Source organism: Ruegeria sp. CDSA241 (assembly GCF_059611265.1).
Genome location: NZ_JBXWPF010000014.1, coordinates 1 through 25,636 on the forward strand (window position 1 = coordinate 1; position 25,636 = coordinate 25,636).

The following is a 25,636-nucleotide window of genomic DNA, read 5'->3' on the forward strand; positions in this document are numbered from 1 at the left end:
ACAATCGCATGCCTGCTGGCCAACACCCTGACCGCCGCATGCCGCGCAAACAAACTCCCCGAACCAGAAGGCCTGACTGTGTGACCCATAGCGGACAGTCGTGCATGTAGATTTTCAGGGCCGGGGAACTCCCCGGCCTAAAATTTGTTAATATGTAAACTAAGTGTGAGATTACGGGCATTGAATGTGCCTGTATTGGTGATAAACTTTCTATTCCAGCCGGTTACGTTGTAATATGGCAAGTCCCCGGTAGTATTGGCTGGACCCGGAGAGTTGTTGTCGAGTGTTTATGTTCACGAAACTGCGCCCAGTTTTCGCCGAAATAGTAGGGTACCGGTTGATTGCCGGGCTGGTTTTCCTTCTGCTATTGTCCTTCGTATTCCAACCATTTCAGGCCATCGAAGTAACCTTTCCTTGGCGCTTGGCCTTCTGGATCGGGGTGATGGCGCTGGCGCTAGGAGTGACCTGCGTCGCAAGAAGATTGTTGCGTAGGTTGTTCGCTGAGACCGAGTTTTCTGGGCGCGACCTTGTGCTGATATCTTTGGTTTTCGTCCTTTTCGTTCCAAGCCTTTGGTTGATGGTCTGGTTGCTGTTTTCGGCCAACGGACTGCCGTGCCCGGATATGTTATCCGTAACATCTTATGGCGCCTTGCTGTCGGTGGGCTTGATCCTGGTGCGGCGTGAGGCATCGAAACCTCAATCCGAATATGCTGAAATTCCGCTGCCGCGCATGTACAAGCGGTTGCCGGGATCCTTTCAGGGCCGGGTCTATCGCTTGACGGTCCAAGACCACTATGTGGATGTGGTGACTTCTGAGGGCACGTTTACGATCCGGTCGCGTTTTACCGACGCCATAGAGGAAATGGAACCTATACCGGGCCATTGCACGCACAGATCGCATTGGGTTGTCGATGACGCCATTGCTGGGGTCGAACGTAAGGGTGGCAAGATCATGTTGCGCCTGAAGAACGAAGAGCTTGTTCCGGTCAGCAGGAAATACCGTCCGTTCCTAGAGGAAGATGGTCTGATCTGAGCCGCCCTATCTGGGCATTGGGATCATTTGCGGGATTTTCCCTGTCAGGATCGCCATTGCCTGATCGCTCATCAAGGCGTCCAGAACGTGATCCGAGCTAAAGAGCCCACCAGTATAAGTCCCATAGGCAGGCAGGATCAGACGCGCCTGATCCATCAGGAAGGCGGGGCGGGTGATGGAACGACCGCGAACCCGCACGCGCGCCTTGGGGTGGTAATGTCCCGAAACCTCAGCCTTGCCCTTGGGTTGCGCAATATGACGAAAGACCAGAGGGTCAACCGCATATTCGGCCAAATGGCTTCCGCCCAGATCTACCGGGCCGGGGTCATGGTTTCCTTCGATCCAGACCCAGCGGCGACCGGCCTGCATCGCCGTAATCTGCAGCCTGTCGGGCACACTCAAGGCGTTTAGGGCATCAAGATCATCAAAACTATCCCCAAGGCAAATAACGATGTCAGGCTGCGTGTGCTCGATATCTGCGGCCAATCGGGCCAGGGTGTCCTGGCTGTCATAGGGGGGTAATGTCGTGCCGCCCCGGCGCGCCAAACGCTCGGATTTACCCAGATGCAGATCGGACACGCAAAGCACGCTTTTGTCGGGCCACCAAAGGGCACCAGACCCAAGCGCGAGCAGATTTTGCCCGGCTAAACAGATCGAAACTTCGTTCATGTTACGTTCTTTGCGACGTTCCGCTATCGCGTGCAAGAGGTTTTAGCAGGATTTCAGCCCAGCCTCTTGCAATAGGCGCGCGCTTTCTTCCGCCAGCAAGCGTTCTTCAGCAGCACCTTTGACGGGTACCTTGCCAACCTCAAGAAACAGTGGTGCAGCCAGAGGTGAAACCCGATCCAATCGCATCAGATCTATACGTCCCCCGATCCGCTCGATCAGTGCCTCGATCCGCCCGAAATCGACGAGACCGCGCATGGCCTCTTCTCGGGTGATTTGCATTAACAGGTGATCGGGATCGTATTTCAGCAAAGTATCGTAGAGGATATCTGAGGAAAACGTGGCCTGCCGACCACTTTTGCGCTGACCGGCCATGTTCCGTTCGATCAGCCCTGCAATCGTGGCCGAGGCACGAAAGGTGCGCTTCATCACGGCATTGCCCGCCAGCCAGGTTTCCAAGCCGTTGCGCAGCGCGTCGGGCTGAAATAGCGGACGCGGGTCTATCACCGCGTCCAACCCCCAGATCAGGGTTGCATAGTCGGTGGCAACAAAGCCCAGCGGTGCAAGGTCCGTTTCTTCCATCCGTTTGGTCAGCAACAGCCCCAGCGTCTGCTGGGCGTTGCGACCTGCAAAACCATAGACACACAGGTTTTCGCGCCCATCGTTGGGGAAACTTTCGATCAGTAACCTTTCACGTTGAGGTAGGCGCGAGATATCGCGCTGCAACGCCAGCCAATCCGCGGTATGCGCGGGTAACTGGGGCCAATCGGGCTGTGCAAACAGCCGCAGGATACGGTTGCTCAGCTGCGTCGAGGTCGCAAATTTGGTGCCTGAAAACGTTGCGATCTTGGGCTTCTTATCCGCTCGGCGGCTGACTTCGACCGTCATCTCGCGCAATCCCTCATAGCGCACGATCTGGCCGCCGATCAGAAAGGTATCTCCGTGGGTCAGCGAGGCAGCAAAGGCTTCTTCGACCTCTCCCAGAGGTTTGCCCCTTCGATTGCGTTTCAGGCGGACTTTCAACGTATCGGTGTCCTGAATCGTGCCAAGGTTCATGCGGATACGCTGCGCAGCACGGGGGTCACGCAGCTGCCATTGCCCATCTGGCCGTAGCTGAAGCCTTTGCCACCGATCATAGGCGCGCAGGGCATAGCCCCCGGTTGCACAAAAGTCCAAACAGGCGTCGAACTCTGCTCGGGTCAACCCGGCATAGGGCCCCGCTGCGGTCATTTGCCGGAACAGGTCATCGGCCAAGAATGGCCCGGATGCTGCGGCAATCAGGATATGTTGACACAACACATCGCGTGGACCTGCGCCGCGGGGATCACCGTCCAGATCATGAGCTTTTACAGCCTCAAGTGCCGCTATGCATTCCACAACTTCGAAGCGGTTTGCGGGCACTAACAATGCTTTGGAGGGGGCGTTGTATCTGTGATTTGCGCGCCCGATGCGCTGAACCAGCCTTTTGACGTTTTTGGGCGCCCCGATCTGAATGACCAGGTCGACATCGCCCCAATCAATACCAAGATCCAGACTGCCTGTGCAGACGATCGCGCGCAGCTCACCGCGAACCATTGCGGCCTCGACACGTTCGCGTTGCTGCCTGTCCAGACTGCCGTGATGAATGCCAATCGGCAGCCCGTCTTCGTTGGCAAGCCAGAGGTTGTGAAAGAAAATCTCGGCCTGTGCGCGGGTGTTGTGAAAGATAAGCGTCGTCTTATGCTTCCGGATCTGGTCCAGAACGGCAGGGATGGAATAGGCCGCGCCACCGCCCGACCACGGAGGCATTTCCGGCGTTTCCAACATTTGGATATCGGGGTCAGGCCCAGGATCGGCCTCAACGATCCGGCAGGGATCAGGGTGACGTGCCAGAAAACGGGCAATCGCATCGGGGTCTTCGACCGTGGCAGACAGGCCCACCCTGCGCAGGTCCGGGCAGAGCCCCTGCAGACGGGCCAGCGCCAGCATCAGCTGGTCGCCACGCTTGCTTTCAGCTAGGGCGTGGATTTCATCGACAACCACTCGTTGCACGCCCTGAAACATCCGCCCGGCGTCTTCGTAAGAGGTCAGCAGGGCCAGGCTTTCAGGTGTGGTCAAAAGGATCTGCGGTGGGTCAACCCGCTGACGCTTTTTCTGTGTGGCTGAGGTATCTCCGGTGCGGTCCTCAATCCGGACGGCCAGGCCCATTTCCTCGGCTGGGCCACGCAGGTTTCGCCGGATATCTGCCGCCAGCGCCTTGAGAGGGGAGACGTAGATTGTATGCAGGCCATCATGGTCCCGCTCTGCCAGATCGGCCAGCGTGGGTAGAAATCCGGCCATTGTCTTGCCCCCGCCGGTGGGGGCTATCAGCAACGTCGCCGGTTCAAGGGCCCGGTCGTACATGTCCTGCTGATGCGGGTGGATGGACCAACCTTTGTCTTCAAACCAGTCAGTAATCCGGGCGGGAATCTGCGTCATAAAGGCAGATTACCCGGCCCGTCAGCGAAATGGCATTAGGTTATTTGACGATTTTCTCATCTTTGACGAACATGTTGGCCCAAGCGCGTTCAATTAGATCGGGGCTCATCTGATAGGGGATGCCCTCGAATTCGCAGATCGAGATCATCTGATCAATCAGGAATATCGGCTGATAGTTCGCATAGATGTTGTCGATGGTCGGGTATTTGACCTTTAGCAGATGGACCAATGCGGCCTCGTCCAGAGGCATCCCGCGTTTGCGGGCCACCATGGCGAAGATTTTCAGGAAGTTCTCTTGGTTCGGACCGTCAATCTTGATCTTGAAGAAGATCCGGCGCAAAGCGGCTTGGTCAAAGATCTCGTTGGGGTGAAAGTTGGTCGAAAAGATGACCAGCGTGTCAAAGGGCACTTCGAATTTTTCACCCGATTGCAGGCCAAGGATATCCTTGTTCTCTTCCAGTGGAACAATCCAGCGGTTGATCAGGGCCTGAGGTGGTTCCTGCTGACGGCCAAGGTCGTCAACGATAAAGATGCCGCCTGTCGATTTCAGCTGCAGCGGGGCCTGATAGGTCCGCGCCGTAGGGTTATAAACCAGATCGAGCATGCTGAGTGACAGTTCACCGCCAGTCACAACAGTTGGTCTTTCACATTGGACATAGCGCGAATCAAACCGCTTGCGGCGGCGCAAGCTATTGGGGTCATCCGCTTCTTGTTCGATGGCTGTGTGTACAATCGGGTCATACACCGTGATCACCTGACCAGCGTATTCGATGGCATATGGGACATAGACATTATCGCCCAACGCATCCCGAATACCGTTCGAGATAGAGGATTTACCATTACCCGGAGGTCCATACATCAGGATTGATCGGCCTGCACTGACCGCGGGTCCAAGGTGGTCCAGCAGGCTGTCAGGCAGAACCAGATGTCCCATTGCCCCGGTCAACTGGTCGCGGGAAACCTGGATATTCCGGATCGACTGGCGTTTTACCTGCTCGCGGTACACATCCAGCGGCACGGGCATGGCGCCGAAATATTCGGACTGGCTCAGCGCATCCAATGCACGCGCTTTGCCCGCATCGGTCAGTTGATACCCCATCTCATTGCCGCTGTTGGCGTTCAAAGTACCGGTTGCTTCCAGCAGCTTTTGTTCGCGGGCAAGGTCGATCAATTCCTGTGTGACAGATCCCGGCAAGCAGATCGCTTGGGCAACTTCGGAAACCGTATCTACGGTTTTACGAAAGATAGTTTTCAGCAGGATATCCCGCATCATAACAATAGGAAGCTGCATATCGCCCAACCCCTTTGGGGTAGGGGGGGCCATTACCGAGGTTGTCTGCATATTCATGAGCGTTGCCCGTCTAATTCAGTATTCACGCCAATAGCCCTGAAAAGGGCCCTTTGACGAAAATTTGGCCGGGCTTTGTGTCAGTTCCAAGGCGGGGACAAGGCGGACTGATGATAGTTTACGAGCCGTAAACAGTTCCAAGTATCAGGTAGATGGCCAGGGTTGCACCAAGCGCGAAACCCATGGGAAACTGTTTGTCCCGACGCCAGCTTTCCCAATCTGGGGCAATAGCTCTGAGGGCGGTATGTTTGGCCAACCGATGCGTGACAAAGGCCGCCAAGGTGGTCGACATCAGGATCAACACTACCAATGTGAAATCGCCCATCCAAACAAAGGCTGAGGCCGCGGCTATGAATTTTGCGTCTCCGGCTCCCATAATGCCGGCTGCGTTGAGCAGAATGCCGATGACCAGCATTACAACTATATGTAACAGCTGCCACAAATAGGGTGGGAGGGACACAGAAAACGGGCCAGAAATCCAACCATCCGACCAGGGCGGCAGGACAAACAAACCGATGACCGCAAATACCAAGGCCAGTGCAACTACGGCGTGATTCTTGATGAGCATGTCACGCAGGTCGGTGAAGGCCACGTAATAGCAGATCGGCAGTACGAACGGCAAAAACCAGGCCGCAGCACCCGCTGGAATATGCATGTATCAGGCTTCCTCAAGCGCGCGCAGGGATCGAACGGCTTCGTCGTAATGTTGCGGATGGGTGGCGATCGCTTCGCGGAACAGGTTCTTGGCCGTCGCCACATCACCGCGTTTCACCGCCGAGATGGCCATTGTGTTCAACAACATCGCGCGTTCGACCTGAGACATGGGAACGACAGGCATGCTGTAATTGCCCTGTGCAGCCCGGGCGAGGACCAGATTGTTCTTTGCCGTGAATAGAGAGTTATCCTGTCGAATGGCCTCGGTGAATAACCGTTCGGCTTCGTCGTACTGGCCGCGCGTCAGCTTGGAATATCCCCAGTTGTTCATCACACCACCGGGGCGGGTCGTCAGACCCACGGCGGTTTCATAGAAATGATCCGCGCGTTTCCAGTTTTTTTGTGAATCCGCGACGACGGCTTCCAGGCGGTAGCGTTTGAAAGATTCAAAAGTCGGCGGGATCGAATCCAATGTCGATTTGGCCTGTGACCAGTTCCCGGAACGTACCAGAGAATCTGCGTATTCGACCTTGTCTACATTGGTCGCACCGCTCATCGTGGTGACTTTTTTCCAGGCGGCGGTTGCCTCGGTCGTCCGTTTAGCGCGCGCCAGTGAAATCGCCAGCCCACGTTGCAGGTCTATACGACCCGGGTTCTTGGCGGCGGCTCCCTGGAAATAGGTAACGGCTTCGTTCGGATCGGCGGCCGACAGAAGAACGTCGTTCAGGTTGGTTTCGTCAATGACGTTCACCTCCTGAAATGTACGCTCGACCTTTTCTTCCTCGGACTCTTTTTCACAGGCTGAGAGGATCAGCCCGCAGATTGCGATAGACGGAATCAAGAATTGTTGGCGCATTTTTGCGTCCCTTACTGCTCTTGCCTATGTTACGGGAGCTTGCGCAGCATGAATTGCCCGTCGCCTTGCTGCTCCAGTGTGTATTCTTGTTCTTGAGGGGTATTATTATCAGTATTTTCCATTTTTGCGAGAGCTAACCGCAGATTGTCCCGAATTGCGTCACTTTCGCCATTATCGAGAGCATAGGCCCGGCGAAAGACCTGAGCGGCCTCGGGGTATTCACCGATTTCCATCAGCAACACACCCAGGTTGTTCCAGGCGACAGACCATTCGGGGTCATCTTCAACCGCTCGGCGCAGCAGCGTTTCCGCCTGTCCAAGCCTCCGAAGGCCCAGATTTGCCGTCCCCATCGAGGTCAGGATCTGCGTTGTCATTCCCTGATTGAGCGCTGCGCGGATAAAGGCATCCAACGCAAGCTCGTATTCACCCGAAGCCATCAGCCGGTTGCCTACTGCAATCTGATCTTCGGCCGGGGCTTTACGATCAATGCCAGGTGCATCCAGATCCCCGGAGGACCCCGTTTCCGTGCAAGAAGCCACCGTGGCAAGAACCACGGTGGCCTGTAACACGCGGCGTATCCCCGTTTGGATGCACCTGGGTTTCAATTTCATAGGCTATTAGCCTCCGCCGAATTCAGCGATGCCTTTGGCCGAGGGTCCAACCAGAATGACCAGCAACGGTGGCACCGTCAGCATCATAGTGGCGAGTGTCATTTTGGTTGGCAACTTGTTAGCGGCCTCTTCGGCGCGCATCACGCGCTTATCTCGCATCTCGCCAGCGTAAACCCGCAAAGCTTCGGCGATGGATGTACCGAATGTTGCCGATTGGATCATCACCGTCACAAATGAGTTAACATCCTGAACGCCACAGCGCGTACCAAAATCGCGAAGAACCGTATCCTTGTCCTTACCGGCCTTCAATTCGTGGGCGACGACTTCGAATTCAAGCGAAATCTCAGGGTAGGAAGCTTTCATTTCGCGTGCGACGCGAACGATGGCCTGGTCCAGCGACTGGCCAGCCTCGACACAGACCAGCATCAGGTCAAGAGTATCGGGAAAGCCTGCGGTGATCGCTTCTTGCCGTTCTGCGACCCTTCGGGTGATCCAATAGCGTGGCAGAAAATACCCGGCGGCCGACGGGACAAGAACTCGTATTATCATCTGCTGCGCGGTAAATTCCTGACCGTCGGAAAGGACAGTGACCAGCAAAACACCAATCACAATTCCGATGATGCCCAAGGAAAATTGAGCGAAGTGGAAGAACCGAACTGCGTCCTTTGATTGATACCCCGCCTGCCGCAGTTTCAGCTGCATGGCAGACAGTTCTTCCTTATTCTGTGGCTCAAGGAAGTTGGCAAACTTCTCAAGCTGCTCGTTTCGCCCGCTGGTTCTGAGCTTGTCCTTTTTGACCTTCTTATCCTGTCGAGGGGCTGCATTAGAACGCTGCAGTTTCTTCAGGGGATCTTCTGGCTGGCTCAGGATCAAGGGGACTGTGATCAAGATCATGAACAGTCCAAGTACACCAACCACGATCAGTGGACCGAAGGGGCCAAGGAGCTCGGTTAGAAAGTCATTTATTTGGGTCAGGATTTCCATGGTGGTGTCCTCAGACCTTGATGTCGGTTAGAATGCGCATGACGATCAGGTTCAGTGTCAGCATGATGCCGACAAAGAAACAGGCAGGAATGAACCATGGGTGATCCATAACTTCGTCATAGTACCCGGGGTCGTTCACCAAAATGAATCCCAGGCAGAACAGTGGAAATCCAGATAGGAATTTTCCTGACCATTTTGCCTCGGCTGTGATAGCGTTGACGCGCCGGAAAAGTCGAAAACGGGCCCGGATCACCTTGGCCAGACCGGCCAGAATTTCGGCCAGGTTACCACCGGATTGCTGTTGGATGCCGACGGCCACTGCCAAAAACCGTAGATCCTGCATATCCAGTCGTTGTGCCAGATCTTTGAGAGATTCACCGACGTCACGGCCATAGGCACATTCATCAGCGATAACTCCGAATTCAGTGGCGAGTGGATCCTGGACTTCATTTGCGACGATTTGAATGGTGGACACAAAAGGGTTCCCGACGCGAAGCGACCGAACCATCAATTCCACAGCATCTGGCAACTGTTCTTCCAGCATTGCCATACGCTTTTTGGCCTTGTTGTTTACCCACGCATAGACACCACCAACACCGATTGCGACCGAAATTGCGGCCCGCATTATGGTTTCCGTTCCCGTTGCAATGCTGAGCCCCATGAAGGCAAAGCCTGTCACCAACACCATAATCAGGATCAACTGACGGGGTGTGAAGGCGATGGCGGCCTTCTGAGCCTTGTCCGCCAACAGGGAATAGAGCGGAATACTCTGGGACTTCATATGCTGCTGCATTTCCTTGCGCAGCTGTTCCAGAACTTGTTCGCGCCCGACGCCTTTATCCAGCATGTCCAGACGGCGGTTCACGCGGCTGTTCAGACTGATGGATTTTCCGAAGGCAACCAGATAGATTCCTTCCACCAACGCAAGTACGCCTACGAAGATCGCGACGTAGATCAGTGCCTCCATAGGCAGTTGCATTTCAAGATCTCCTACATAGTCGTTGGTTCGTAAATCGAAGGGGGCAGATCATAGCCCCACAGACGGAAGCGTTCGGAGTAGTGGCTGCGAACGCCTGTCGCGGTAAAATGGCCAATGATCTTGTTGTCGGGCGTTAATCCAACGCGTTGAAAACGAAAGATTTCCTGCATGGAAATCACATCGCCTTCCATACCAGTGATTTCGGTGATCGAAGTCATACGCCGCGAGCCGTCCTGCAGGCGGCTTGCCTGAACGATCAGGTTCACAGCACTGGAGATCTGGCTACGGACGGCCTTGATCGGCATTTCGATCCCGGCCATCGCGATCATGTTTTCAAGGCGCGAAATCCCGTCTCGGGCCGAGTTCGCGTGGATCGTTGTCATCGAGCCATCATGGCCAGTGTTCATGGCCTGTAGCATGTCGATAACTTCCGAGCCCCGTGTCTCACCCACGATGATACGGTCGGGACGCATACGAAGGGCGTTTTTCAGACAGTCGCGGGGGCTGACTTCACCCTTGCCTTCGACGTTAGGCGGGCGGCTTTCCATCCGGCCAACATGAGACTGTTGCAGCTGGAGTTCCGCTGTATCCTCGATGGTCAGAATACGCTCGGCGTCGTCGATAAAGCTGGACAATGCGTTTAGCGTGGTTGTTTTACCGGAACCGGTACCGCCCGAAACGATCACATTCAGGCGTGTAGATACAGCAGCCTGCAGATAGGCGGCCATTTCTTCGGTGAAGGCACCAAAATTCACCAGGTCATCAATGGCCAGCTTATCTTTTTTGAACTTACGAATGGATACCAGCGAGCCGTCAACGGCAATCGGTGGCACCATGGCGTTGAAACGCGAGCCATCCGCCAGACGGGCGTCCACATAGGGGTTGGATTCGTCAACACGGCGGCCCACGGCGGATACGATCTTGTCGATGATCCGCATCAGGTGCTTTTCGTCTTTAAAGGTAACGTCGCTAATTTCTAGCTTACCGAACCGTTCAACAAAAATTTGCTGCGGGCCGTTGACCAGAATATCGCTGACAGAGTCGTCCTGAAGCAAGGTCTCGAGAGGGCCAAGACCGGTTACTTCGTCATACAGTTCCTTGTTCAGCTGTTGCCGGTCGTCGCGGTTTAGAACGATGTTGCGGGATTCCAGAACCTCACTGGCAATCGCACTGATTTCCGAGCGCAGCTCGGATTCTCCAGCTTTCTCAAGGGCCGCAAGGTTCAGGTTTTCAAGAAGCTCGCGGTGGAGTTCGATCTTGATTTCGCCCAGACGCTCTTTGCGCTTGCGTTCCTTGTCCGCCCCTACAACCTCGACCGCCTTTTTGGGGGTGGGTCGCCGGGCAACAGCAGTAGCGGTTGATGCTTGCTCCGCTGCAGGTGCAGGTGTGGCCTCGGGCGATTTAGCCGGTGCCTGGACCGGTTGTGCTTCGGGTTTTTTATATCTTGAAAACACGGCGGCTCTCCCTGTGGGATTGTGTTATGCGGCTTCGGCGCTACTGCTGCCCAGGCTGTGCAGCGACTTCGCAAGCTTTGCGATTTCCTTGCGCAGTGGGTTCTTGGCCGCAGCGTTGGCCAATGGCAGACCGTGATCACCGCTTTGCATCACGGGTTTGCCGCCATCCGGCAGTTGAAGATCAATAGAGATACCCAGGCTTTCACCCATGCGCTTGACCCGGCCCTTACCATTCAGATCGGTAAATTTCGGGGCGCGATTGAGAGCGAAACGCAACTTATTGAAGGGTAGTTCCTCGGCCTGTAAAGCGCGCTTGAGGCGCAATGCGTTCTGAGCCGATCGCATGTCCAGTTCTATCAGGGCAAAGTAAACATGGGCGGCCTGCAGTACAGTTTCCGACCAGTGAACCAATGTCGTTGGCATGTCGACGATCACATAATCGAAGTGCTTTCGCGCCTTTTCGATCACCCGTTCGATATCTTCTTGCGTAATCAGATCCAAAGGCACCATATCCGAAGGCGCAGTTAGCACCTGCAGCTTGTCCTCATAGGACTGAAGCGCCTGGTTGAAGACGTCATCATCCATTGCCGCCGTATCAGACAGCATCTCGAATACAGTTTCTCGACGGGGAAGATCCAGATAGGTCGAAACCGTTCCGTATTGCAGGTCCAGGTCAATCAAACAAACCGAAGGGGCCTCTTTGTCAGAGACCGTTGCCAGTTCCCAAGCTAGGTTGACGGCCATAGTCGTCGACCCGACCCCACCGGCAAGTCCCTGAATCACAAACAAAGCACCCTCTTTAGAGTCGCCAGCTGCACGTGCGGCATCTGATCCGGGGGCAACGGCGACGGGTTCGGGTTTGTTCATCCGGTCGATTGCTTCTTGCAATTCACCTTCTGGAAGAGGGTAGGGGACGAATTCGTCCGCGCCCTTGCGCAGCAACTGATGCAGCGAAGCCGGGGTCACGTCCTCGGCGATCAGAACTATTTTGATATTTTTGTCTTTTGCCTGTGTGATGATTTCACCCATCAGTGACAGGTTGTCTTCATCCTCGCCATCAATGGCCAACGCGACAAATTGCAGTGAATTCGCCTCGGGTTGGTTGAAAAATGTCAGGGCTTCGGCAAAGCCGAGATCGCCCCAACGCTCACCCAAAGCGCCTTCCATATCTTCTATAAGCAGATCGAAATTCTGGACATCACGACTGATCGTGCAGGCCAGAATTGCGGTCTCTTCGTTTTGCGGCGTGGCGCTTGTCATTAACACAATCCTCGTCGAAGGGTAGGCGAACCATCCTGGCCCAGAGGACAGGATTGGCTTGCTGTCACCCTATTGCGGCCATTTTCGGACGCAGGTCACCCAATTGTTGAAAATGTGGCTTGGAACTTAGGCAAGAATTAGGCGCAAAAGAACCAATTGTAGGGAATTGGGCGACGATGCCGCCCAATCACAGTTTATTGTTCGCTTGTATCGCCAATAGCGGTTTCGCGGCGCAGCTGGGATTCATAAACCGCGCTTTCCACGTACTCACGATTGACGATAGCGGCGTATTTGCCATCGAGTAGCTGGGGTGCACGATCAACGAAGCCTGATACTTCGGTCACGGTGCGCCTGTTGCGACGGTCTCGATCCGGCGTAGCCACGAGAGGTCGAGACTTACCGAATGAAACAACCGCCTCCAACCGCGAGCGAGAGATACCCTGCTGCGTAAGGAACGCAACAGCCGCATTCGCGCGCCGCTGGCCCAGGCTTTGGTTATATGCCGTTGATCCAACAGCATCCGTATGGCCATAGACCCGGAACCGTGCCTCGGGGAACTGTTTGATCCAGTTCGCCTGACGCAAGAGTACTCGCCGAGCTGTTTCGTCCAGTTGAGCGCTGTTGAAATCAAAGTTGATCTGGGTCGGCACTTCGGCTGCGAACCGTTGGCCCAGGATCTGGGCATATGTCAGTTCGCCATTCATTACTTGAATGTTGTTCAGTGTCGCATTCCCGAACGCGCCCTGATCGGCTTCGTATCCGGCCTCACGCGTACATGCGGCGACAGCGACCGAAAGACCCAGTGTGATGATCCACTTCTGCATTGGTCCTATCCTCCTAATCAATCCAGGACGTAGCCGTACGAGCTACCGAAGTCCTGATTCGCGACTTCCGAAGCTGCACCGGCACCCAGACGTTCAGTCCGACCGACTTTGCCATTGACGAACAGATCAAATTCGCTGGGCGGTTTGACCCGATCCGTAGGCAGAGCCAGTGCCTCGCCACGAGTCGGCGACACAAGGTGGGCTGTGATGATGATCACCAGTTCACTTTGCTGACGCTGATATTCCGCGCTGCGGAAGAGGGCGCCAAGAACCGGGACGTCACCCAACCAAGGAATCTGGCTGTTCAGGTCGGTGAAATCATCCTGGATCAAGCCAGCGATCGCAAAGCTTTCACCATCGCGCAGCTCAACCGTTGTGCTGGTCTGGCGTGTGATGAAAGATGGAACATTATCACCTTGAATGGTGAAGTTCGACGAACCATCGATAGCTGACACGGCAGCAGCCATTTCAAGGTTGATCAGATCACCATCCACAACGCGGGGGATAAAGTCGATTTCAACACCGAAGGCTTTGTATTCAATCGCAATTACGCCGTCGTCCTGCGGTACCGGAATAGGAACTTCACCACCTGCAAGGAACGTCGCTTCCTGACCCGAAAGTGCGGATAGGTTAGGCTCTGCAAGGCTGCGCGCCAGTCCTTTGGACTCGAGCGCCTCCAGCAGCAGACGAACCTGTGTGGAGCCTGCGCCAAAGCCGAACAGAATTGCGCCGGTATTCGTCTGTACCGCCGGAATGTTGTTGTTCAGGGCATTTGCCAAAGCACCAGCATTGTTCAGCGTGTTGATACCGCCAGTCACATCACTGCCGCCGAAACCAAGCGATGCAGTCAGGCTTTTAGCCACCGACCGATTCATCTCGGCAAAGCGCACTTTCAGCATGACCTGCTGAACGCCGCCAACCGACATCAGGTTCGATACGCGCTCCGGTGCATAGCGCTCTGCCAGCTCCAATGCCCGCGCCAACTTGGCAGCGCTAGAAATTGTGCCAGAAAGAACGATACCGTCATTGGCGGTGCGAACTTCGATAGGCTCGGTTGGCAAAATCTGGCGCAGACGTTCTTTAAACTCGGTAACATCCGGTGCCACACGGACCCGAACATTAGCAAGTAGATTACCTGCGCCGTCGAACAATGTCAGGGTCGTCAGGCCAGGAGCCTTACCCAAAACATAGATAGTACGATCCGAAAGCGACGAAATATCAGCGATGCCTGCATTGGCGATGCTGAGTTCGGCAAACGGTTGCTCACTTTCCACAACTATTGCGCGGTTCATTGGCACATCAAGCGTTTCCGCTGTACCCTTCTTTACCACGCGAAGTGTTTCAGCCCAGGCAGCATTGCCGACTGGGCCAACTACGAGCGCCAAGCCCAATAGGGCTGCGCTTATCCAGGAACTTCTTTTCATGTGACCTGCCTCTCCGATCACGCCTCGTTTTTTGCGGCTACTGCCTTATGTCTGATAACACTGCGCGAATTGAGAATTTATTGCAATAATCAATGGTTTCTGGAATTTTCCTTATGTGGACAATGCGCAACATGCGAACAAATTAGGGCCGCGCAATTCGCGCGGCCCCGGTCATGTAACGCACTGATTTTCTGTTAATTTGTGCAGGGTGTTACTATTCCCGTATCGACGATCTCGGCACCGCGGCGCGTCTTGACCGTACAGACCTCTTCCGCGATTTTGGGTGCCACGGGGACGACATCTTTAATGCCCAGAAGTTTTCTTTGGTCAACCTCGACCGCGCTTGCGATTGTGTCGTCTTGCACGCCAACCAGCGCCAAAGACAGGCGGCCGGTGTTCTGAGCCTGAGCCAGTGCCGCGATTTGTTCCGGAGTAGCAGCGACCGTAACGGTGCGCGCGATCGTGGCTCCGGTCAGATCGGACCCGGCGCTCTGGTCAACAGCGATCAACTCAATGCTGGTTTGAATCAGGCGGGTGATTTCGCCGCGCGACCCATCGATTCCGCCACCATACGAACCGGTCCAATAAACATCGATACTGTCACCAGGGCGAAGGAAGCCGGATACGCCCGAAGCAACGTCCACGCTGATTGCAAATGCGCGCTTACCTTTCGCGATTCGTGATGTCAGACCCGCTGCCTCGCCTGGTTTGGTTACTTTGACCTCCATCAGGGCTTCGTCTTTTTCCATGGTCCTCAGAACGAAGCGGTCGCCACTGGCGTCCTCTGGAAACAGGACGGCCATTTCAAGGAAGCTTCCTTCGGGAATTGCATCCTCAGGCCATTTCACGATCCGCACATCTTCGGCGACCAGACGCTCACCATATTTAAGAGCACGGTTCGAAACCAGAACGTCCACCGTCGGGACGGACTTAACATTTGCCAATGCTTCCTGAGCCGCCAAACGTTCTCTAGCCAATTCCGCCTGATACTGAGAAATATAGTCCCGCGCCATATAAACAGCTCCTCCTGCCAGAGCCACCCCAACAATCAGGACAAGTCCAAATACTGCACGCATGCGCGTTCCCTCATTTATTTGTATGCGATGTCAGTCGTCATAGGGAATACGACTTCAACTGACTATTGGTTACAGGAGAATTGTGTCGAAAAGGGGGACAATGAAGTATTTTTTTGACGCCCGTGTCCTTAGTGCCAGATTGATCAATCTGATTCCGATGCCTGTTCCTGATTCGCAGAATAGACCTCTATACCGCGAAGTGCGTTACCCGTCTCGGTATCGACGTGTTGTACCCCGCCCGTCAAATTGAATACGGTGACAAGTCCAAGGCCGACCAGCGCAGCAGTAAGCACCACCCAATCAACGGTGATTGCGCCATGTTCCCCGGATAAGAATTTTGAAATATCCTTCATCGCAGGACCTCGTCTTTTTTCTATAAAAAAGGGGGCCGCGATCTGACGAGCGCAGCCCCCTTCAAAATTCTATCTAAATAATTACGGGGTTGTTGGGCCCGCGTTAGGTGCAGTAACAACAACACCCGTCAGGGCGGTGTCAATGTCGCCAGCCAGATCGTCGACACCGTCGCTAACCTGTGTCCAAGCAACAGCGGCCAGGCCAACAACAGCTGCGGTCAGAACGACCCAGTCTACTGTTACGGCGCCGTCTTCGTCAGTGGTGAAGTTCTTGATGAACTTGATCATGTTACGTCCCTCCTAAAGGATCTAATAAGTCTAATGAACCTCGGCGTCTTCCAGAGCTTCGTCTCTCAGTCCGCTCCCGATCGTCTCGGTATGGCATTATGTTTGCCTGTTGGGCGTGGCAGGAATTGGGCCAAACCCCAAATTTTTGTGCCTCAGCTTAACTTTTTGGTAGCTTTCCGATTAACTAATTGAAATTAAATAAATAAAAATAATCCCTTCGTACGAGTACCGATAAAACCCGATGCAAAATGGCGCCAAATGAGGCGAAATTGCCCCAATTCACATTGTTTTTCTGGCCTTACAGACAGATTCGGGGTTCAAATCGACGCAAAAGAGAACATGAGGCAGGCAAATGAATCTCCGGAACGCAATAACTTGCGCCGGCTTGGCGCTGGCAGTGGTGTCCGCACCTGTGTCTGTCCCCGCCAACGAAGTCGAACCGCGTGGTGTATATAAACGGATCAAAGCAGCCAAGCCCGGTCAGCGCCCGCGCATTACCGTTCAGATATCGCCTACAGAACATGCCTCAGCACCTTCGGCGCCCAGCACAGGGGCTGAGATCGTAGTTCCTGAGATTATCGCGAGGACACGTGTTACGCCTCCGGGGCTTCCGGGAATTTCGCCGCAAAACAAACCCGTCGGGTCTTATAAAGCGTTCTGGGACAGGATCTCACCCGGGATAGATGAAGCCAGTTCGGGTCGTTTGCAGGATTCGATAAATGCGCTAGCCGCCATAAACGTAGCCTCGCCCCGATTGCAGACGCTTCAGAATATTGCTCAGCGGCAGGGGATCGACATTTTACGCTCGACCGTAGGGACAAATGTGTCGCCTGCGTTGGTGCTGGCCGTCATCTCGGTTGAATCGGCAGGCCGGGAGAAGGCGGAAAGTTCGGCCGGGGCGCAGGGGCTGATGCAGCTTATGCCCGCGACCGCGAAACGATTTGGGGTCGAGGACAGCCTTCACCCGGGGCAGAACATCTCGGGCGGAGTGAAATACCTGAACTGGCTGATGGAAGAGTTTGGAAACGACCCGATCCTGGTCCTGGCCGGATATAATGCGGGCGAGGGTGCGGTTCGCAAACATGGTGGTGTACCGCCTTATGCGGAAACACGGGACTATGTGCCCAAGGTTCTCGCGGCTTTTCAGGTGGCGCGAGCGCTGTGTTCGACACCGCCCGAGTTGATTTCTGACGGGTGCGTGTTTCAGGCTCTTAATTGACCAAGGCCCACACTGAAGTGGGCCTTGCCATTAGGTGAATTGATCAGTCGACAATCGTCGCCTGTGTCGCGGCGCGCATCTCATCTTCGCTGACACCATCTGCGAGCTCTACGATCTTCAGGCCGCCATCGACCACATCCAGAACCCCAAAATTGGTGATGATGCGATCCACAACACCCTTGCCGGTCAGCGGCAGGGTGCACTCTTTCAGCACTTTCGATTCACCGTGTTTGTTGGTGTGATCCATAACCACGATCACACGTCCGACACCTGCAACCAAATCCATCGCGCCGCCCATGCCTTTGACCAGCTTGCCGGGAATCATCCAGTTGGCCAGATCGCCTTTTTCATCCACTTCCATGGCACCCAGGATTGCCGCGGCGATTTTGCCGCCCCGGATCATGGCGAAAGACGTAGCGCTGTCGAAATAAGCAGTCCGAGACAGTTCGGTGATCGTCTGCTTGCCTGCGTTGATCAGGTCCGGGTCTTCGTCGCCCTCGAAAGGAAAGGGACCCATACCAAGCATTCCGTTTTCGGATTGCAGGGTGATATCCTTGTCGCCAACATAATTTGCCACCAGCGTCGGGATACCGATGCCGAGGTTTACATACATGCCGTCTTCCAGCTCTTGCGCCGCGCGGGCGGCCATCTGATTCCGGTCCCAGGGCATTATGCGTCCTCCTTCTTGCGGGTGGTGCGCTGTTCGATGCGCTTTTCGTGATTGCCCTGAATGATGCGATGCACGTAAATTCCAGGTAGGTGGATCATGTCAGGGTCCAGAGAGCCACGGGGCACGATCTCTTCAACTTCGACCACACAGATCTTACCGCAAGTGGCGGCGGGCACGTTGAAGTTTCGGGCGGTCTTGCGGAACACCAGATTGCCGGTGTCGTCGGCTTTCCACGCCTTGATAATCGCCAGATCTGCAAAAATACCTTCTTCGAGAATATAGGTCTCGTCGTTGAAGTCTTTGTGTTCTTTCCCATCGGCAATAACAGTGCCTACGCCCGTTTTTGTGTAGAAACCCGGGATCCCGGCACCACCTGCGCGCATCCGTTCGGCCAGGGTGCCTTGAGGGTTGAATTCCAGTTCAAGCTCACCGCTGAGGTACTGACGCATGAATTCGGCGTTTTCGCCCACATATGAACTGATCATCTTTTTGACCTGCTTCGTTTGCAGCAGGATACCGATACCGAAATCGTCCACGCCCGCATTGTTCGAGGCAAAGGTCAGGTCTTTGGCACCCGAGGTCTTGATTGCCTCAAGCAGCAGCTCGGGAATCCCGCACAGGCCAAACCCGCCAGCGGCGATCAACATGCCATCCGAAAGCACGCCATCGAGCGCTTCGTTGGCATTGGCATAGATTTTCTTCATGGAAAACTCCCCCAATGAGATGGTGTTGGGCAGGTTGTGCCGTCACGTCACGGGGAAGTCAATGAAACCGGGCGAAGGGTGGTATTTCTACCTAACCGGCCTTCTTGGTTGTCTTCTTGGCGGCTTTTTTCTTGGGCGCCGCCTTTTTCTTGGTCCCTTTGAGGGCCGCGCGCTCATTGACCAGTTCGATGGCCATTTCCTGCGTTACGTCCTCGGGTTTGATGTCCTTGGGAATGGTCGCGTTGACCTTTTCCCACTTCACATATGGACCATAGCGCCCATCCAGGACCTGCATTGCGCCACCATCGGGATGTTCCCCCAGTTCTTTCAGCGCTTTGGCCGCAGCCCGGCGTCCGCGTCCCGGATTGGAGCGCTTTTCAGCAAGCAATTCGACCGCGCGGTTCATGCCGATCTCGAACACGTCATTGGGGTCTTTGAGGTTTGCATAAACCGGTTTGGCCTCATCCGCCAGCTGGTGCATCAGATATGGTCCGAACCGCCCGAAATTCGAGCTGATCATACCGCCCTCGGGGTGCTCACCAATCTGGCGGGGCAGGGATAGCAATGTCAGCGCCTTGTCCAGATCCATATCATCCTTGCTCCAGCCACGTGGCAGCGAGGCGCGCGGAGGTTTCTTGTTCTCAGGCGTTGGCTCTCCACGTTGAACATAAGGTCCGAACCGACCGGTCTTCAGCCAGATATCATCACCTGAATCTTCACCCAGCAGGCGCTCTTCTCCCTCGGCACCTTCACCGGCGATAGGACGGGTATAGGTGCATTCGGGATAGTTGCCACAGCCGACGAACCCGCCAGTGCGTGAAGTTTTCAGGTGCAACTGGCCCGCGCCGCATTTCGGACAGACACGCGGGTCAGATCCATCCTCGCGTGGCGGATAGAGCTGCGGTGCCAGTGCTTCGTCCAGTTTGTCCAGCACTTCGGAAATGCGCAGTTCCGATGTCTCGCCAATCGCGGCCGAGAAGTCGCGCCAGAATTTGCTCAGCAGATCCTTATAGTCCCGATCACCTGCACTCACATCGTCCAGCTGTTCTTCCAGATTGGCGGTGAATTCATAACCGACATACTGACGGAAGAAGTTCAGCAGAAAAATCGTGACGATCCGCCCCTTTTCTTCGGGGATCAGCCGGTTCTTGTCCTTGCGTACATATTCCCGGTCCTGAATCGTTGTGACAATCGAGGCATAGGTCGACGGTCGCCCGATCCCCAACTCTTCCATCCGCTTGACCAGCGTCGCCTCGGTATAGCGCGGCGGCGGTTGAGTGTGATGTTGCAGCGCCAGAACTGATTCATTGTCTGACAGAATGGCCTCTTTCGCGGCCCGGTCCGTGCCATCGCTTGTCGCTTTGGTGAACTGATCCCGCAACGTGGTTTTAGAGAACCGTGCAGGGTCGCCCTGCATGATCTGGGGCAGGCGTTTGTCATCCTCATCGGCGACATCATCGCGGCCTTCTTCATAGACACGCATGAACCCGTCAAACATCACCACCTGACCGGTCGCGCGCAGGCCAACCTGCCCATCTTCGCTTCCGATTTCGACAGTTGTGCGTTCCAGCCGGGCAGCGGCCATCTGGCAGGCAATGGTGCGTTTCCAGATCAGGTCATAGAGCTTGCGCTGATCGTCGTCTGTTACCTTCAGCGCTTTGGCATCGCGGGTCATATCCGTAGGCCGGATGCATTCGTGGGCTTCCTGCGCGTTCTTTGCCTTGTTCTTATAGATGCGAGGGCTGTCCGGCACATATTCCGCGCCATAGCGGTCGGCGATGGTCTCGCGCGTAGCCGCCACGGCCTCGGGGGCCATGTCGATGCCATCGGTTCGCATATAGGTAATGTAGCCGGCCTCATACAAGCGCTGTGCCACTTGCATCGCGTGACGCGCACCCATGCCGAACTTGCGGCTGGCCTCTTGCTGCAGGGTCGAGGTCATGAAGGGTGCGCTGGGATTTCGAGCGGCGGGTTTCGCCTCGACCGAAGTGACAATGAGCGCGCGGCTGGTGATCGCCTGCACCGCCAGTTCGGCCTGGGTTGAGTTGGACAGATCGTGCTTGTCCAGCTTTTTACCGGCCAGTGTGACCAGGCGTGCCTCATAGGTCTGACCACGGGGTGTTTCGAACAGGGCGCGCACCGACCAGTATTCCACTGGTTTGAACGCCTCGATTTCCATCTCTCTCTCGACGATCAGGCGCAGGCAGACAGACTGCACGCGGCCTGCGGATTTTGCACCAGGCAGTTTGCGCCACAAGACGGGCGACAGGTTGAACCCCACAAGATAATCCAGCGCACGGCGGGCCAGATAGGCCTCGACAAGTGGCATGTCCACCTGACGGGGGTTTCGCATCGCCTCGGTCACTGCGTCCTTAGTGATGGCGTTGAAGGTCACCCGGCTGACAGGCGTATCCTTTTTGATCGACCGGCGTTTGGTCAGTGCTTCCTGCAAATGCCAACTGATCGCTTCACCCTCACGATCGGGGTCGGTGGCGAGGATCAGGGCGTTGTCTTCTTTCAGCGCGTCGGCGATGGCTTTGACATGTTTGCGGCTGTCGTTCCCGACCTCCCATTTCATCGCAAACTCATCCTCGGTATCGACCGAGCCATCTTTGGGCGGCAGATCTCGAACATGGCCGTAAGACGCCAGAACCGTGTAGTCCGGGCCAAGATATTTATTGATTGTTTTGGCCTTGGCAGGGGATTCTACAACAACTACAGGCATTTAAGGGGAAACCTCGCTCGACGGAATTGGCGCCTTCTATGAGTGTGCAAGATGTGTAGGGCAAGAGCGAATTGTCAATGCGTTCCTTTGAAAGCAAGGATTTATACGCGATTTCAATGGGATACATGTGTAAGATTGGATATCCAACACTCAGGCGGTCAATGACAGAAGACCCCCGGGTTGGCGTTGAATACGTCCGTCCAGTTCTAGATCGACCAAAACCGGGGCAATTTCACCCGCCGTTGCCTCAACATCGCGGATCAACTGGTCTTCGGCGATAGGAGAGGGGCCGAGCCGGGTCAGAATTAGGCGTTCCAGGTCATTGGTTGAGCATGGTGTGCGGGGTAAATTCTTTTGGAGCATTTGCTGGGGTTCGAATAGGTTCGCTTGCTGCGGTAGCGCTTCGATCACATCTTCTGCAGACCTTATCAAAGTAGCACCGTCGCGGATCAGCAGGTTGCAGCCGGCCGCACGCGCGTCAAAGGGGTGCCCGGGTACGACCAGAACATCGCGCCCCTGGTCCAAGGCGTCGCGCGCTGTAATCAGGCTGCCGGATTTGGCGGCGGCTTCGACCACAATAACGGCCTTTGCCAGGCCCGAGATGATCCGGTTGCGACGCGGGAAATGGCGCGCCTGTGGCGTGACGCCCATGGGTTGCTCCGAGACGCGCAGCCCGGAACCTGCGATTTCAGCGGCAAGATCGGTATTTTCAGCAGGGTAAACCACGTCGACCCCCCCCGCCATAACGGCGATGGTGCCTGTTTCAACCGTGGCTAGGTGCGCCGCGGTATCAATCCCGCGGGCCAGGCCAGAAACGATCACATAACCCTGTTTTCCCAGATCGGTCGCCAATCCGCGCGCCATTCGCGCGCCCAGAGATGAGCAGTTGCGGGCACCGACCATAGCGACCGAGGGGCGCTGTAAAAGAGAGGTGTCACCGATTGCCCACAACATTGGCGGAGCATCATTCAGATCATGTAAAGCGGATGGGAAATCGGCGGACCCTAGGCACAAAAGCCGCGCATTGGCAGCTTTTGCAGCCTTGAGTTCCGCCTCAATCACGCCGGGCGGGCAGATTTCATACCCTTCTATTCCGGCAGCGCGTGCCATTTCCGGCAGCGCGGCCAGCGCATTCTGCGCCGAGCCATGTTCGCGAAGCAGCCGCCGAAACGTCGCCGGGCCCACTTTGCGAGAACGCAACAGACGAAGCCAGGAAAACCGATCCTCTTCCGTGGTGGGTGGGAGTGTGGGGTGATTGGAAGAAAGCTGCTCTTCGGTCATCCGTTGCTCCGTCTGATTGCAGAACTGGTTTACGGCTGCCAGGGTTAACAGCGTGTGAATCCCGTCAAATTTTCCGGATATATTTCGAGGCTCGGGTGTCTCAGTTGCGTAGGTTGTTGAAAATCAACGGCAAAAAATACAGCCGAGTCGGAAGTCGGAAAACACCTCTCCGCAAAGTATCAATGCATATCCAAAGCGGGCGTTAACCCTGCGCTTTGGAAGCAGTGACCGATTCTAATTAGGCCGCCGATCCGCCAATCGTCAGCCCATCCATCAGGACCGTAGGTTGGCCAACGCCCACAGGCACCCATTGACCATCCTTGCCGCAAGTGCCCATTCCCGGATCCAAGGCCATGTCGTTGCCCAACCCGCGAACGCGTTTGAGGGCAGAGGGGCCATCGCCAATCAATGTTGCCCCTTTGACCGGCGCGCCGATTTTGCCGTTTTCAACCCGGTATGCCTCGGTACAGGAAAACACAAATTTGCCGTTGGTGATATCCACCTGACCGCCGCCAAAGCCTACGGCCCAGATGCCATCCTTTATATCGGCTACCAAAGCGGCGGGATCGGCATCGCCACCCAGCATGATTGTATTTGTCATCCGTGGCATTGGTTTATGGGCATAGCTTTGACGCCGCCCATTCCCGGTTGGCGCAACACCCATCAGACGGGCGTTCTGGCGATCCTGCATATATCCGGTCAGGATGCCGTCTTCGATCAGCACCGTGCGCGAACTGGGTGTGCCCTCATCATCGACGCTGATTGATCCGCGCCGGTCGGCGATTGTGCCGTCATCAACGACCGTGACGCCTTTGGAGGCGATCTGTTGACCCATCAGCCCGGCAAAGGCGGAACTGCCCTTGCGGTTGAAATCCCCTTCAAGGCCGTGGCCAATTGCTTCGTGCAGCAAGATGCCAGGCCAGCCAGGGCCCAGTGCTACCTCCATCACGCCCGCAGGGGCGGGAACAGCCTCGAGGTTGACCATGGCGATGCGAAGGGCCTCGCGGGCTTTATCCTGCCAGTCGGTTGGGTCGATCAGCCCGTCCAGGCCGATCCGGCCACCTCCACCGGTCGAGCCGCTCTCACGACGGCCGTTCTGTTCCACGATGACCGAGATATTCAACCGGGTCATGGGGCGGACATCGCGGACCAGAATGCCGTCAGGGCGCAGAATCTCAACTTCCTGCACCGCAGCAGCAATAGTGGCGCTGACCTGTACTACACGCGGATCAAGATCACGGGCAAAGGCGTCAATCTCGCGCAATGTTTCGATTTTGACGGGGAAACTGGCAGATTCGATAGGGTCTTCGTCTGTATAAAGGCGCTTGTTGGTGGCCCGGGGGGCATCAGCTAGCGTTCCGCCACCATCACCGACCGCCAGCCGCGCGGTCTCGGCGGCCCGTTTCAGGGCAGGAATCGAGACGTCCGTTGAATGCGCATAGCCTGCCACTTCGCCCTGTACGGCGCGCAGGCCGAAACCTTCGGACGCGTCATAAGAAGCGGTCCGCAAGCGCCCGTCATCAAAGACCAGAGACTCGGATTTCCGGCGTTCAACGTACAGTTCTCCGTCCTCGGCCCCGGCGGTGGCGGATTGCAGTACCGCAAGCGCTTCGTCATGTGGAAGAGCGCTTTCAAACGGGCGAAACGGGTCGTTGGGCATCTCTTGGGACCTTTCGAGTTTGATCCAGATCAAAAATAGCGTCTGTTTGACGCAAGCATTTTGCTTTATCTACCCGCAGGAATATGGTTTTTAACGCGGCCAAAGACAACGGGTGAGGTGTGGCCGATTCACACCTTTTCGCCAGGGACGCAAAGATCAAACGATCAGGACAGAAAATGAAGAACGCTTTGAAGCTTTCGGGGCTTATGACAGCCCTCTCCAGCCTTCCCGCCATGGCTCAGGAGCTTGAGATTATCGGTCAGCCGGTTGACGGCGGCATAGGATTCCAGCCTGCAGCCACAAGCCTTGCCGAGGGGATTCATCGCCTGGATAATATGATTCTGGTGATTATTACCGCGATCTGCATATTCGTTGCGGGCCTGCTGGTTTACTGCATCATGCGTTATAATCAACGCGTCAACCCGACCCCGGCGCGATTCTCGCACTATACTCCGGTCGAGATCGTCTGGACGTTGGGTCCGATTCTGATTCTAGTATTCATCGGTGCTTTCTCTCTGCCGGTTCTGTTCAAGCAGCAGGAAATTCCCGAAGGTGATGTCGTTATCAAGGTTGTCGGCAACCAGTGGTATTGGACATATGAGTATGTCGATCACGATTTTGCATTCGACAGCTATCTGCTCGGCCACCCAGCCACGTTGGACGAAGGTACTCGCCCCGCCGATGCGGACGTGACGGCATTTGTCCTGGATGACGCGATGCGGGCCAAGCTGGCAGACGCAGGGTATAGCGACGATGAGTGGCTGCTGGCCACCGACACAGCGGTTGTTGTCCCGGTTGGCAAGGTCATCGTGATGCAAGTTACTGCGTCCGACGTGATCCATTCCTGGACCATTCCGTCCTTCGGTGTGAAGCAGGACGGTGTACCCGGACGCCTGGCTGAGCTGTGGTTTGAGGCCGAAAAGGAAGGCATCTATTTCGGCCAGTGTTCGGAACTGTGCGGCAAGGACCATGCCTATATGCCGATCACTGTCAAAGTTGTCAGCCAAGAGGCGTATGACGCTTGGCTGAAAGGTGCGATCGACGAGTATGCGGGCCTGCCGCAGAACTATCAGGTCGCTTCGAACTGATTTCAGTAAGGGTGGGATGCGT

At 55.6% G+C, this 25,636-nt stretch carries 23 protein-coding genes; 3 read left to right on the plus strand and 20 right to left on the minus strand.

Annotated features, from left to right (window positions below; all coding sequences use genetic code 11):
* The first annotated feature begins 289 nt into the window (after positions 1-289).
* Positions 290-1,033 (plus strand): LytTR family DNA-binding domain-containing protein, encoded by a 744-nt coding sequence (locus AC2FJV_RS13375; RefSeq protein WP_271950522.1) that lies wholly within the window; start codon positions 290-292, stop codon positions 1,031-1,033.
* A gap of 6 nt (positions 1,034-1,039) precedes the next feature.
* Here AC2FJV_RS13375 and pdeM read toward each other — a convergent pair whose 3' ends face one another.
* The 15 genes from pdeM to AC2FJV_RS13450 all read right to left on the minus strand — a co-directional run bounded on the left by pdeM (position 1,040) and on the right by AC2FJV_RS13450 (position 16,267).
* Positions 1,040-1,702 carry a ligase-associated DNA damage response endonuclease PdeM gene (pdeM, locus tag AC2FJV_RS13380; RefSeq protein WP_142638200.1) on the minus strand — a complete coding sequence of 221 codons (663 nt, stop codon included), beginning with the start codon at positions 1,700-1,702 and terminating at the stop codon, positions 1,040-1,042.
* A gap of 42 nt (positions 1,703-1,744) precedes the next feature.
* On the minus strand, positions 1,745-4,156 hold the full coding sequence (locus AC2FJV_RS13385) for a ligase-associated DNA damage response DEXH box helicase (protein WP_496694280.1): 2,412 nt from the start codon (positions 4,154-4,156) through the stop codon (positions 1,745-1,747).
* A 40-nt stretch (positions 4,157-4,196) separates the two neighbouring features.
* On the minus strand, positions 4,197-5,504 hold the full coding sequence (locus AC2FJV_RS13390) for a DUF8689 domain-containing protein (RefSeq protein WP_142637954.1): 1,308 nt from the start codon (positions 5,502-5,504) through the stop codon (positions 4,197-4,199).
* A 118-nt stretch (positions 5,505-5,622) separates the two neighbouring features.
* A complete protein-coding gene (locus AC2FJV_RS13395; protein WP_496694279.1) occupies positions 5,623-6,159 on the minus strand; it encodes a prepilin peptidase in 537 nt (178 codons plus the stop codon).
* Positions 6,160-6,162: 3 nt separating this feature from the next.
* Positions 6,163-7,014: a tetratricopeptide repeat protein gene (locus tag AC2FJV_RS13400; RefSeq protein WP_142637958.1), complete on the minus strand. Its 852-nt coding sequence runs from the start codon at positions 7,012-7,014 to the stop codon at positions 6,163-6,165.
* 29 nt (positions 7,015-7,043) lie between these two features.
* The gene (locus AC2FJV_RS13405; RefSeq protein ID WP_185956705.1) at positions 7,044-7,625 is read right to left on the minus strand and encodes a tetratricopeptide repeat protein; all 582 of its coding nucleotides are present in this window, start codon (positions 7,623-7,625) and stop codon (positions 7,044-7,046) included.
* A gap of 6 nt (positions 7,626-7,631) precedes the next feature.
* Positions 7,632-8,609, minus strand: coding sequence for a type II secretion system F family protein (locus tag AC2FJV_RS13410; RefSeq protein WP_142637960.1), 978 nt, complete (start codon positions 8,607-8,609; stop codon positions 7,632-7,634).
* Between the two features lie 10 nt (positions 8,610-8,619).
* Entirely contained in the window at positions 8,620-9,588 is a 969-nt protein-coding gene (locus AC2FJV_RS13415; protein ID WP_142637962.1) for a type II secretion system F family protein, read from the minus strand.
* Between the two features lie 11 nt (positions 9,589-9,599).
* A complete protein-coding gene (locus AC2FJV_RS13420; RefSeq protein WP_142637964.1) occupies positions 9,600-11,042 on the minus strand; it encodes a TadA family conjugal transfer-associated ATPase in 1,443 nt (480 codons plus the stop codon).
* Between the two features lie 24 nt (positions 11,043-11,066).
* On the minus strand, positions 11,067-12,302 hold the full coding sequence (locus tag AC2FJV_RS13425; protein ID WP_281973278.1) for a CpaE/TadZ family protein: 1,236 nt from the start codon (positions 12,300-12,302) through the stop codon (positions 11,067-11,069).
* A 194-nt stretch (positions 12,303-12,496) separates the two neighbouring features.
* On the minus strand, positions 12,497-13,126 hold the full coding sequence (locus AC2FJV_RS13430; RefSeq protein WP_142637968.1) for an OmpA family protein: 630 nt from the start codon (positions 13,124-13,126) through the stop codon (positions 12,497-12,499).
* 17 nt (positions 13,127-13,143) lie between these two features.
* Entirely contained in the window at positions 13,144-14,550 is a 1,407-nt protein-coding gene (locus AC2FJV_RS13435) for a type II and III secretion system protein family protein (protein WP_142637970.1), read from the minus strand.
* 194 nt (positions 14,551-14,744) lie between these two features.
* Positions 14,745-15,626, minus strand: coding sequence for a Flp pilus assembly protein CpaB (gene cpaB, locus AC2FJV_RS13440; protein ID WP_271950513.1), 882 nt, complete (start codon positions 15,624-15,626; stop codon positions 14,745-14,747).
* 143 nt (positions 15,627-15,769) lie between these two features.
* Entirely contained in the window at positions 15,770-15,979 is a 210-nt protein-coding gene (locus tag AC2FJV_RS13445; RefSeq protein WP_496713926.1) for a hypothetical protein, read from the minus strand.
* A gap of 81 nt (positions 15,980-16,060) precedes the next feature.
* On the minus strand, positions 16,061-16,267 hold the full coding sequence (locus AC2FJV_RS13450) for a hypothetical protein (RefSeq protein WP_142637976.1): 207 nt from the start codon (positions 16,265-16,267) through the stop codon (positions 16,061-16,063).
* A 352-nt stretch (positions 16,268-16,619) separates the two neighbouring features.
* On the opposite strand from AC2FJV_RS13450, the gene AC2FJV_RS13455 reads away from it, so the two are divergent.
* A complete protein-coding gene (locus tag AC2FJV_RS13455) occupies positions 16,620-17,486 on the plus strand; it encodes a lytic transglycosylase domain-containing protein (protein ID WP_271950510.1) in 867 nt (288 codons plus the stop codon).
* A gap of 43 nt (positions 17,487-17,529) precedes the next feature.
* Here the strand turns inward: AC2FJV_RS13455 and AC2FJV_RS13460 are convergent, their stop codons facing one another.
* The 5 genes from AC2FJV_RS13460 to tldD all read right to left on the minus strand — a co-directional run bounded on the left by AC2FJV_RS13460 (position 17,530) and on the right by tldD (position 24,526).
* Complete coding sequence (locus AC2FJV_RS13460) at positions 17,530-18,156, minus strand: 3-oxoacid CoA-transferase subunit B (protein WP_142637980.1); 627 nt, start codon at positions 18,154-18,156, stop codon at positions 17,530-17,532.
* Entirely contained in the window at positions 18,156-18,860 is a 705-nt protein-coding gene (locus AC2FJV_RS13465; RefSeq protein WP_281973275.1) for a CoA transferase subunit A, read from the minus strand. The genes AC2FJV_RS13460 and AC2FJV_RS13465 overlap by 1 nt, the downstream gene beginning before the upstream one ends.
* A 91-nt stretch (positions 18,861-18,951) precedes the next feature.
* Positions 18,952-21,585 carry a type I DNA topoisomerase gene (gene topA / locus AC2FJV_RS13470; RefSeq protein WP_496713927.1) on the minus strand — a complete coding sequence of 878 codons (2,634 nt, stop codon included), beginning with the start codon at positions 21,583-21,585 and terminating at the stop codon, positions 18,952-18,954.
* Positions 21,586-21,735: 150 nt separating this feature from the next.
* A complete protein-coding gene (gene dprA, locus AC2FJV_RS13475) occupies positions 21,736-22,866 on the minus strand; it encodes a DNA-processing protein DprA (RefSeq protein ID WP_281995760.1) in 1,131 nt (376 codons plus the stop codon).
* Positions 22,867-23,104: 238 nt separating this feature from the next.
* Positions 23,105-24,526: a metalloprotease TldD gene (gene tldD, locus AC2FJV_RS13480; RefSeq protein WP_142637988.1), complete on the minus strand. Its 1,422-nt coding sequence runs from the start codon at positions 24,524-24,526 to the stop codon at positions 23,105-23,107.
* A gap of 176 nt (positions 24,527-24,702) precedes the next feature.
* On the opposite strand from tldD, the gene coxB reads away from it, so the two are divergent.
* Positions 24,703-25,614, plus strand: coding sequence for a cytochrome c oxidase subunit II (gene coxB, locus AC2FJV_RS13485; protein WP_142637990.1), 912 nt, complete (start codon positions 24,703-24,705; stop codon positions 25,612-25,614).
* Positions 25,615-25,636 lie beyond the last annotated feature (22 nt).

Bases quoted from the DNA above. Each gene is read 5' to 3' on its own strand.
- AC2FJV_RS13375 (WP_271950522.1), top strand. From the start codon at position 290: ATGTTCACGAAACTGCGCCCAGTTTTCGCCGAAATAGTAGGGTACCGG.
- pdeM (WP_142638200.1), bottom strand. From the start codon at position 1,702: ATGAACGAAGTTTCGATCTGTTTAGCCGGGCAAAATCTGCTCGCGCTT.
- AC2FJV_RS13385 (WP_496694280.1), bottom strand. From the start codon at position 4,156: ATGACGCAGATTCCCGCCCGGATTACTGACTGGTTTGAAGACAAAGGT.
- AC2FJV_RS13390 (WP_142637954.1), bottom strand. From the start codon at position 5,504: ATGAATATGCAGACAACCTCGGTAATGGCCCCCCCTACCCCAAAGGGG.
- AC2FJV_RS13395 (WP_496694279.1), bottom strand. From the start codon at position 6,159: ATGCATATTCCAGCGGGTGCTGCGGCCTGGTTTTTGCCGTTCGTACTG.
- AC2FJV_RS13400 (WP_142637958.1), bottom strand. From the start codon at position 7,014: ATGCGCCAACAATTCTTGATTCCGTCTATCGCAATCTGCGGGCTGATC.
- AC2FJV_RS13405 (WP_185956705.1), bottom strand. From the start codon at position 7,625: ATGAAATTGAAACCCAGGTGCATCCAAACGGGGATACGCCGCGTGTTA.
- AC2FJV_RS13410 (WP_142637960.1), bottom strand. From the start codon at position 8,609: ATGGAAATCCTGACCCAAATAAATGACTTTCTAACCGAGCTCCTTGGC.
- AC2FJV_RS13415 (WP_142637962.1), bottom strand. From the start codon at position 9,588: ATGCAACTGCCTATGGAGGCACTGATCTACGTCGCGATCTTCGTAGGC.
- AC2FJV_RS13425 (WP_281973278.1), bottom strand. From the start codon at position 12,302: ATGACAAGCGCCACGCCGCAAAACGAAGAGACCGCAATTCTGGCCTGC.
- AC2FJV_RS13430 (WP_142637968.1), bottom strand. From the start codon at position 13,126: ATGCAGAAGTGGATCATCACACTGGGTCTTTCGGTCGCTGTCGCCGCA.
- AC2FJV_RS13435 (WP_142637970.1), bottom strand. From the start codon at position 14,550: ATGAAAAGAAGTTCCTGGATAAGCGCAGCCCTATTGGGCTTGGCGCTC.
- cpaB (WP_271950513.1), bottom strand. From the start codon at position 15,626: ATGCGTGCAGTATTTGGACTTGTCCTGATTGTTGGGGTGGCTCTGGCA.
- AC2FJV_RS13445 (WP_496713926.1), bottom strand. From the start codon at position 15,979: ATGAAGGATATTTCAAAATTCTTATCCGGGGAACATGGCGCAATCACC.
- AC2FJV_RS13450 (WP_142637976.1), bottom strand. From the start codon at position 16,267: ATGATCAAGTTCATCAAGAACTTCACCACTGACGAAGACGGCGCCGTA.
- AC2FJV_RS13455 (WP_271950510.1), top strand. From the start codon at position 16,620: ATGAATCTCCGGAACGCAATAACTTGCGCCGGCTTGGCGCTGGCAGTG.
- AC2FJV_RS13460 (WP_142637980.1), bottom strand. From the start codon at position 18,156: ATGCCCTGGGACCGGAATCAGATGGCCGCCCGCGCGGCGCAAGAGCTG.
- AC2FJV_RS13465 (WP_281973275.1), bottom strand. From the start codon at position 18,860: ATGAAGAAAATCTATGCCAATGCCAACGAAGCGCTCGATGGCGTGCTT.
- topA (WP_496713927.1), bottom strand. From the start codon at position 21,585: ATGCCTGTAGTTGTTGTAGAATCCCCTGCCAAGGCCAAAACAATCAAT.
- dprA (WP_281995760.1), bottom strand. From the start codon at position 22,866: ATGACCGAAGAGCAGCTTTCTTCCAATCACCCCACACTCCCACCCACC.
- tldD (WP_142637988.1), bottom strand. From the start codon at position 24,526: ATGCCCAACGACCCGTTTCGCCCGTTTGAAAGCGCTCTTCCACATGAC.
- coxB (WP_142637990.1), top strand. From the start codon at position 24,703: ATGAAGAACGCTTTGAAGCTTTCGGGGCTTATGACAGCCCTCTCCAGC.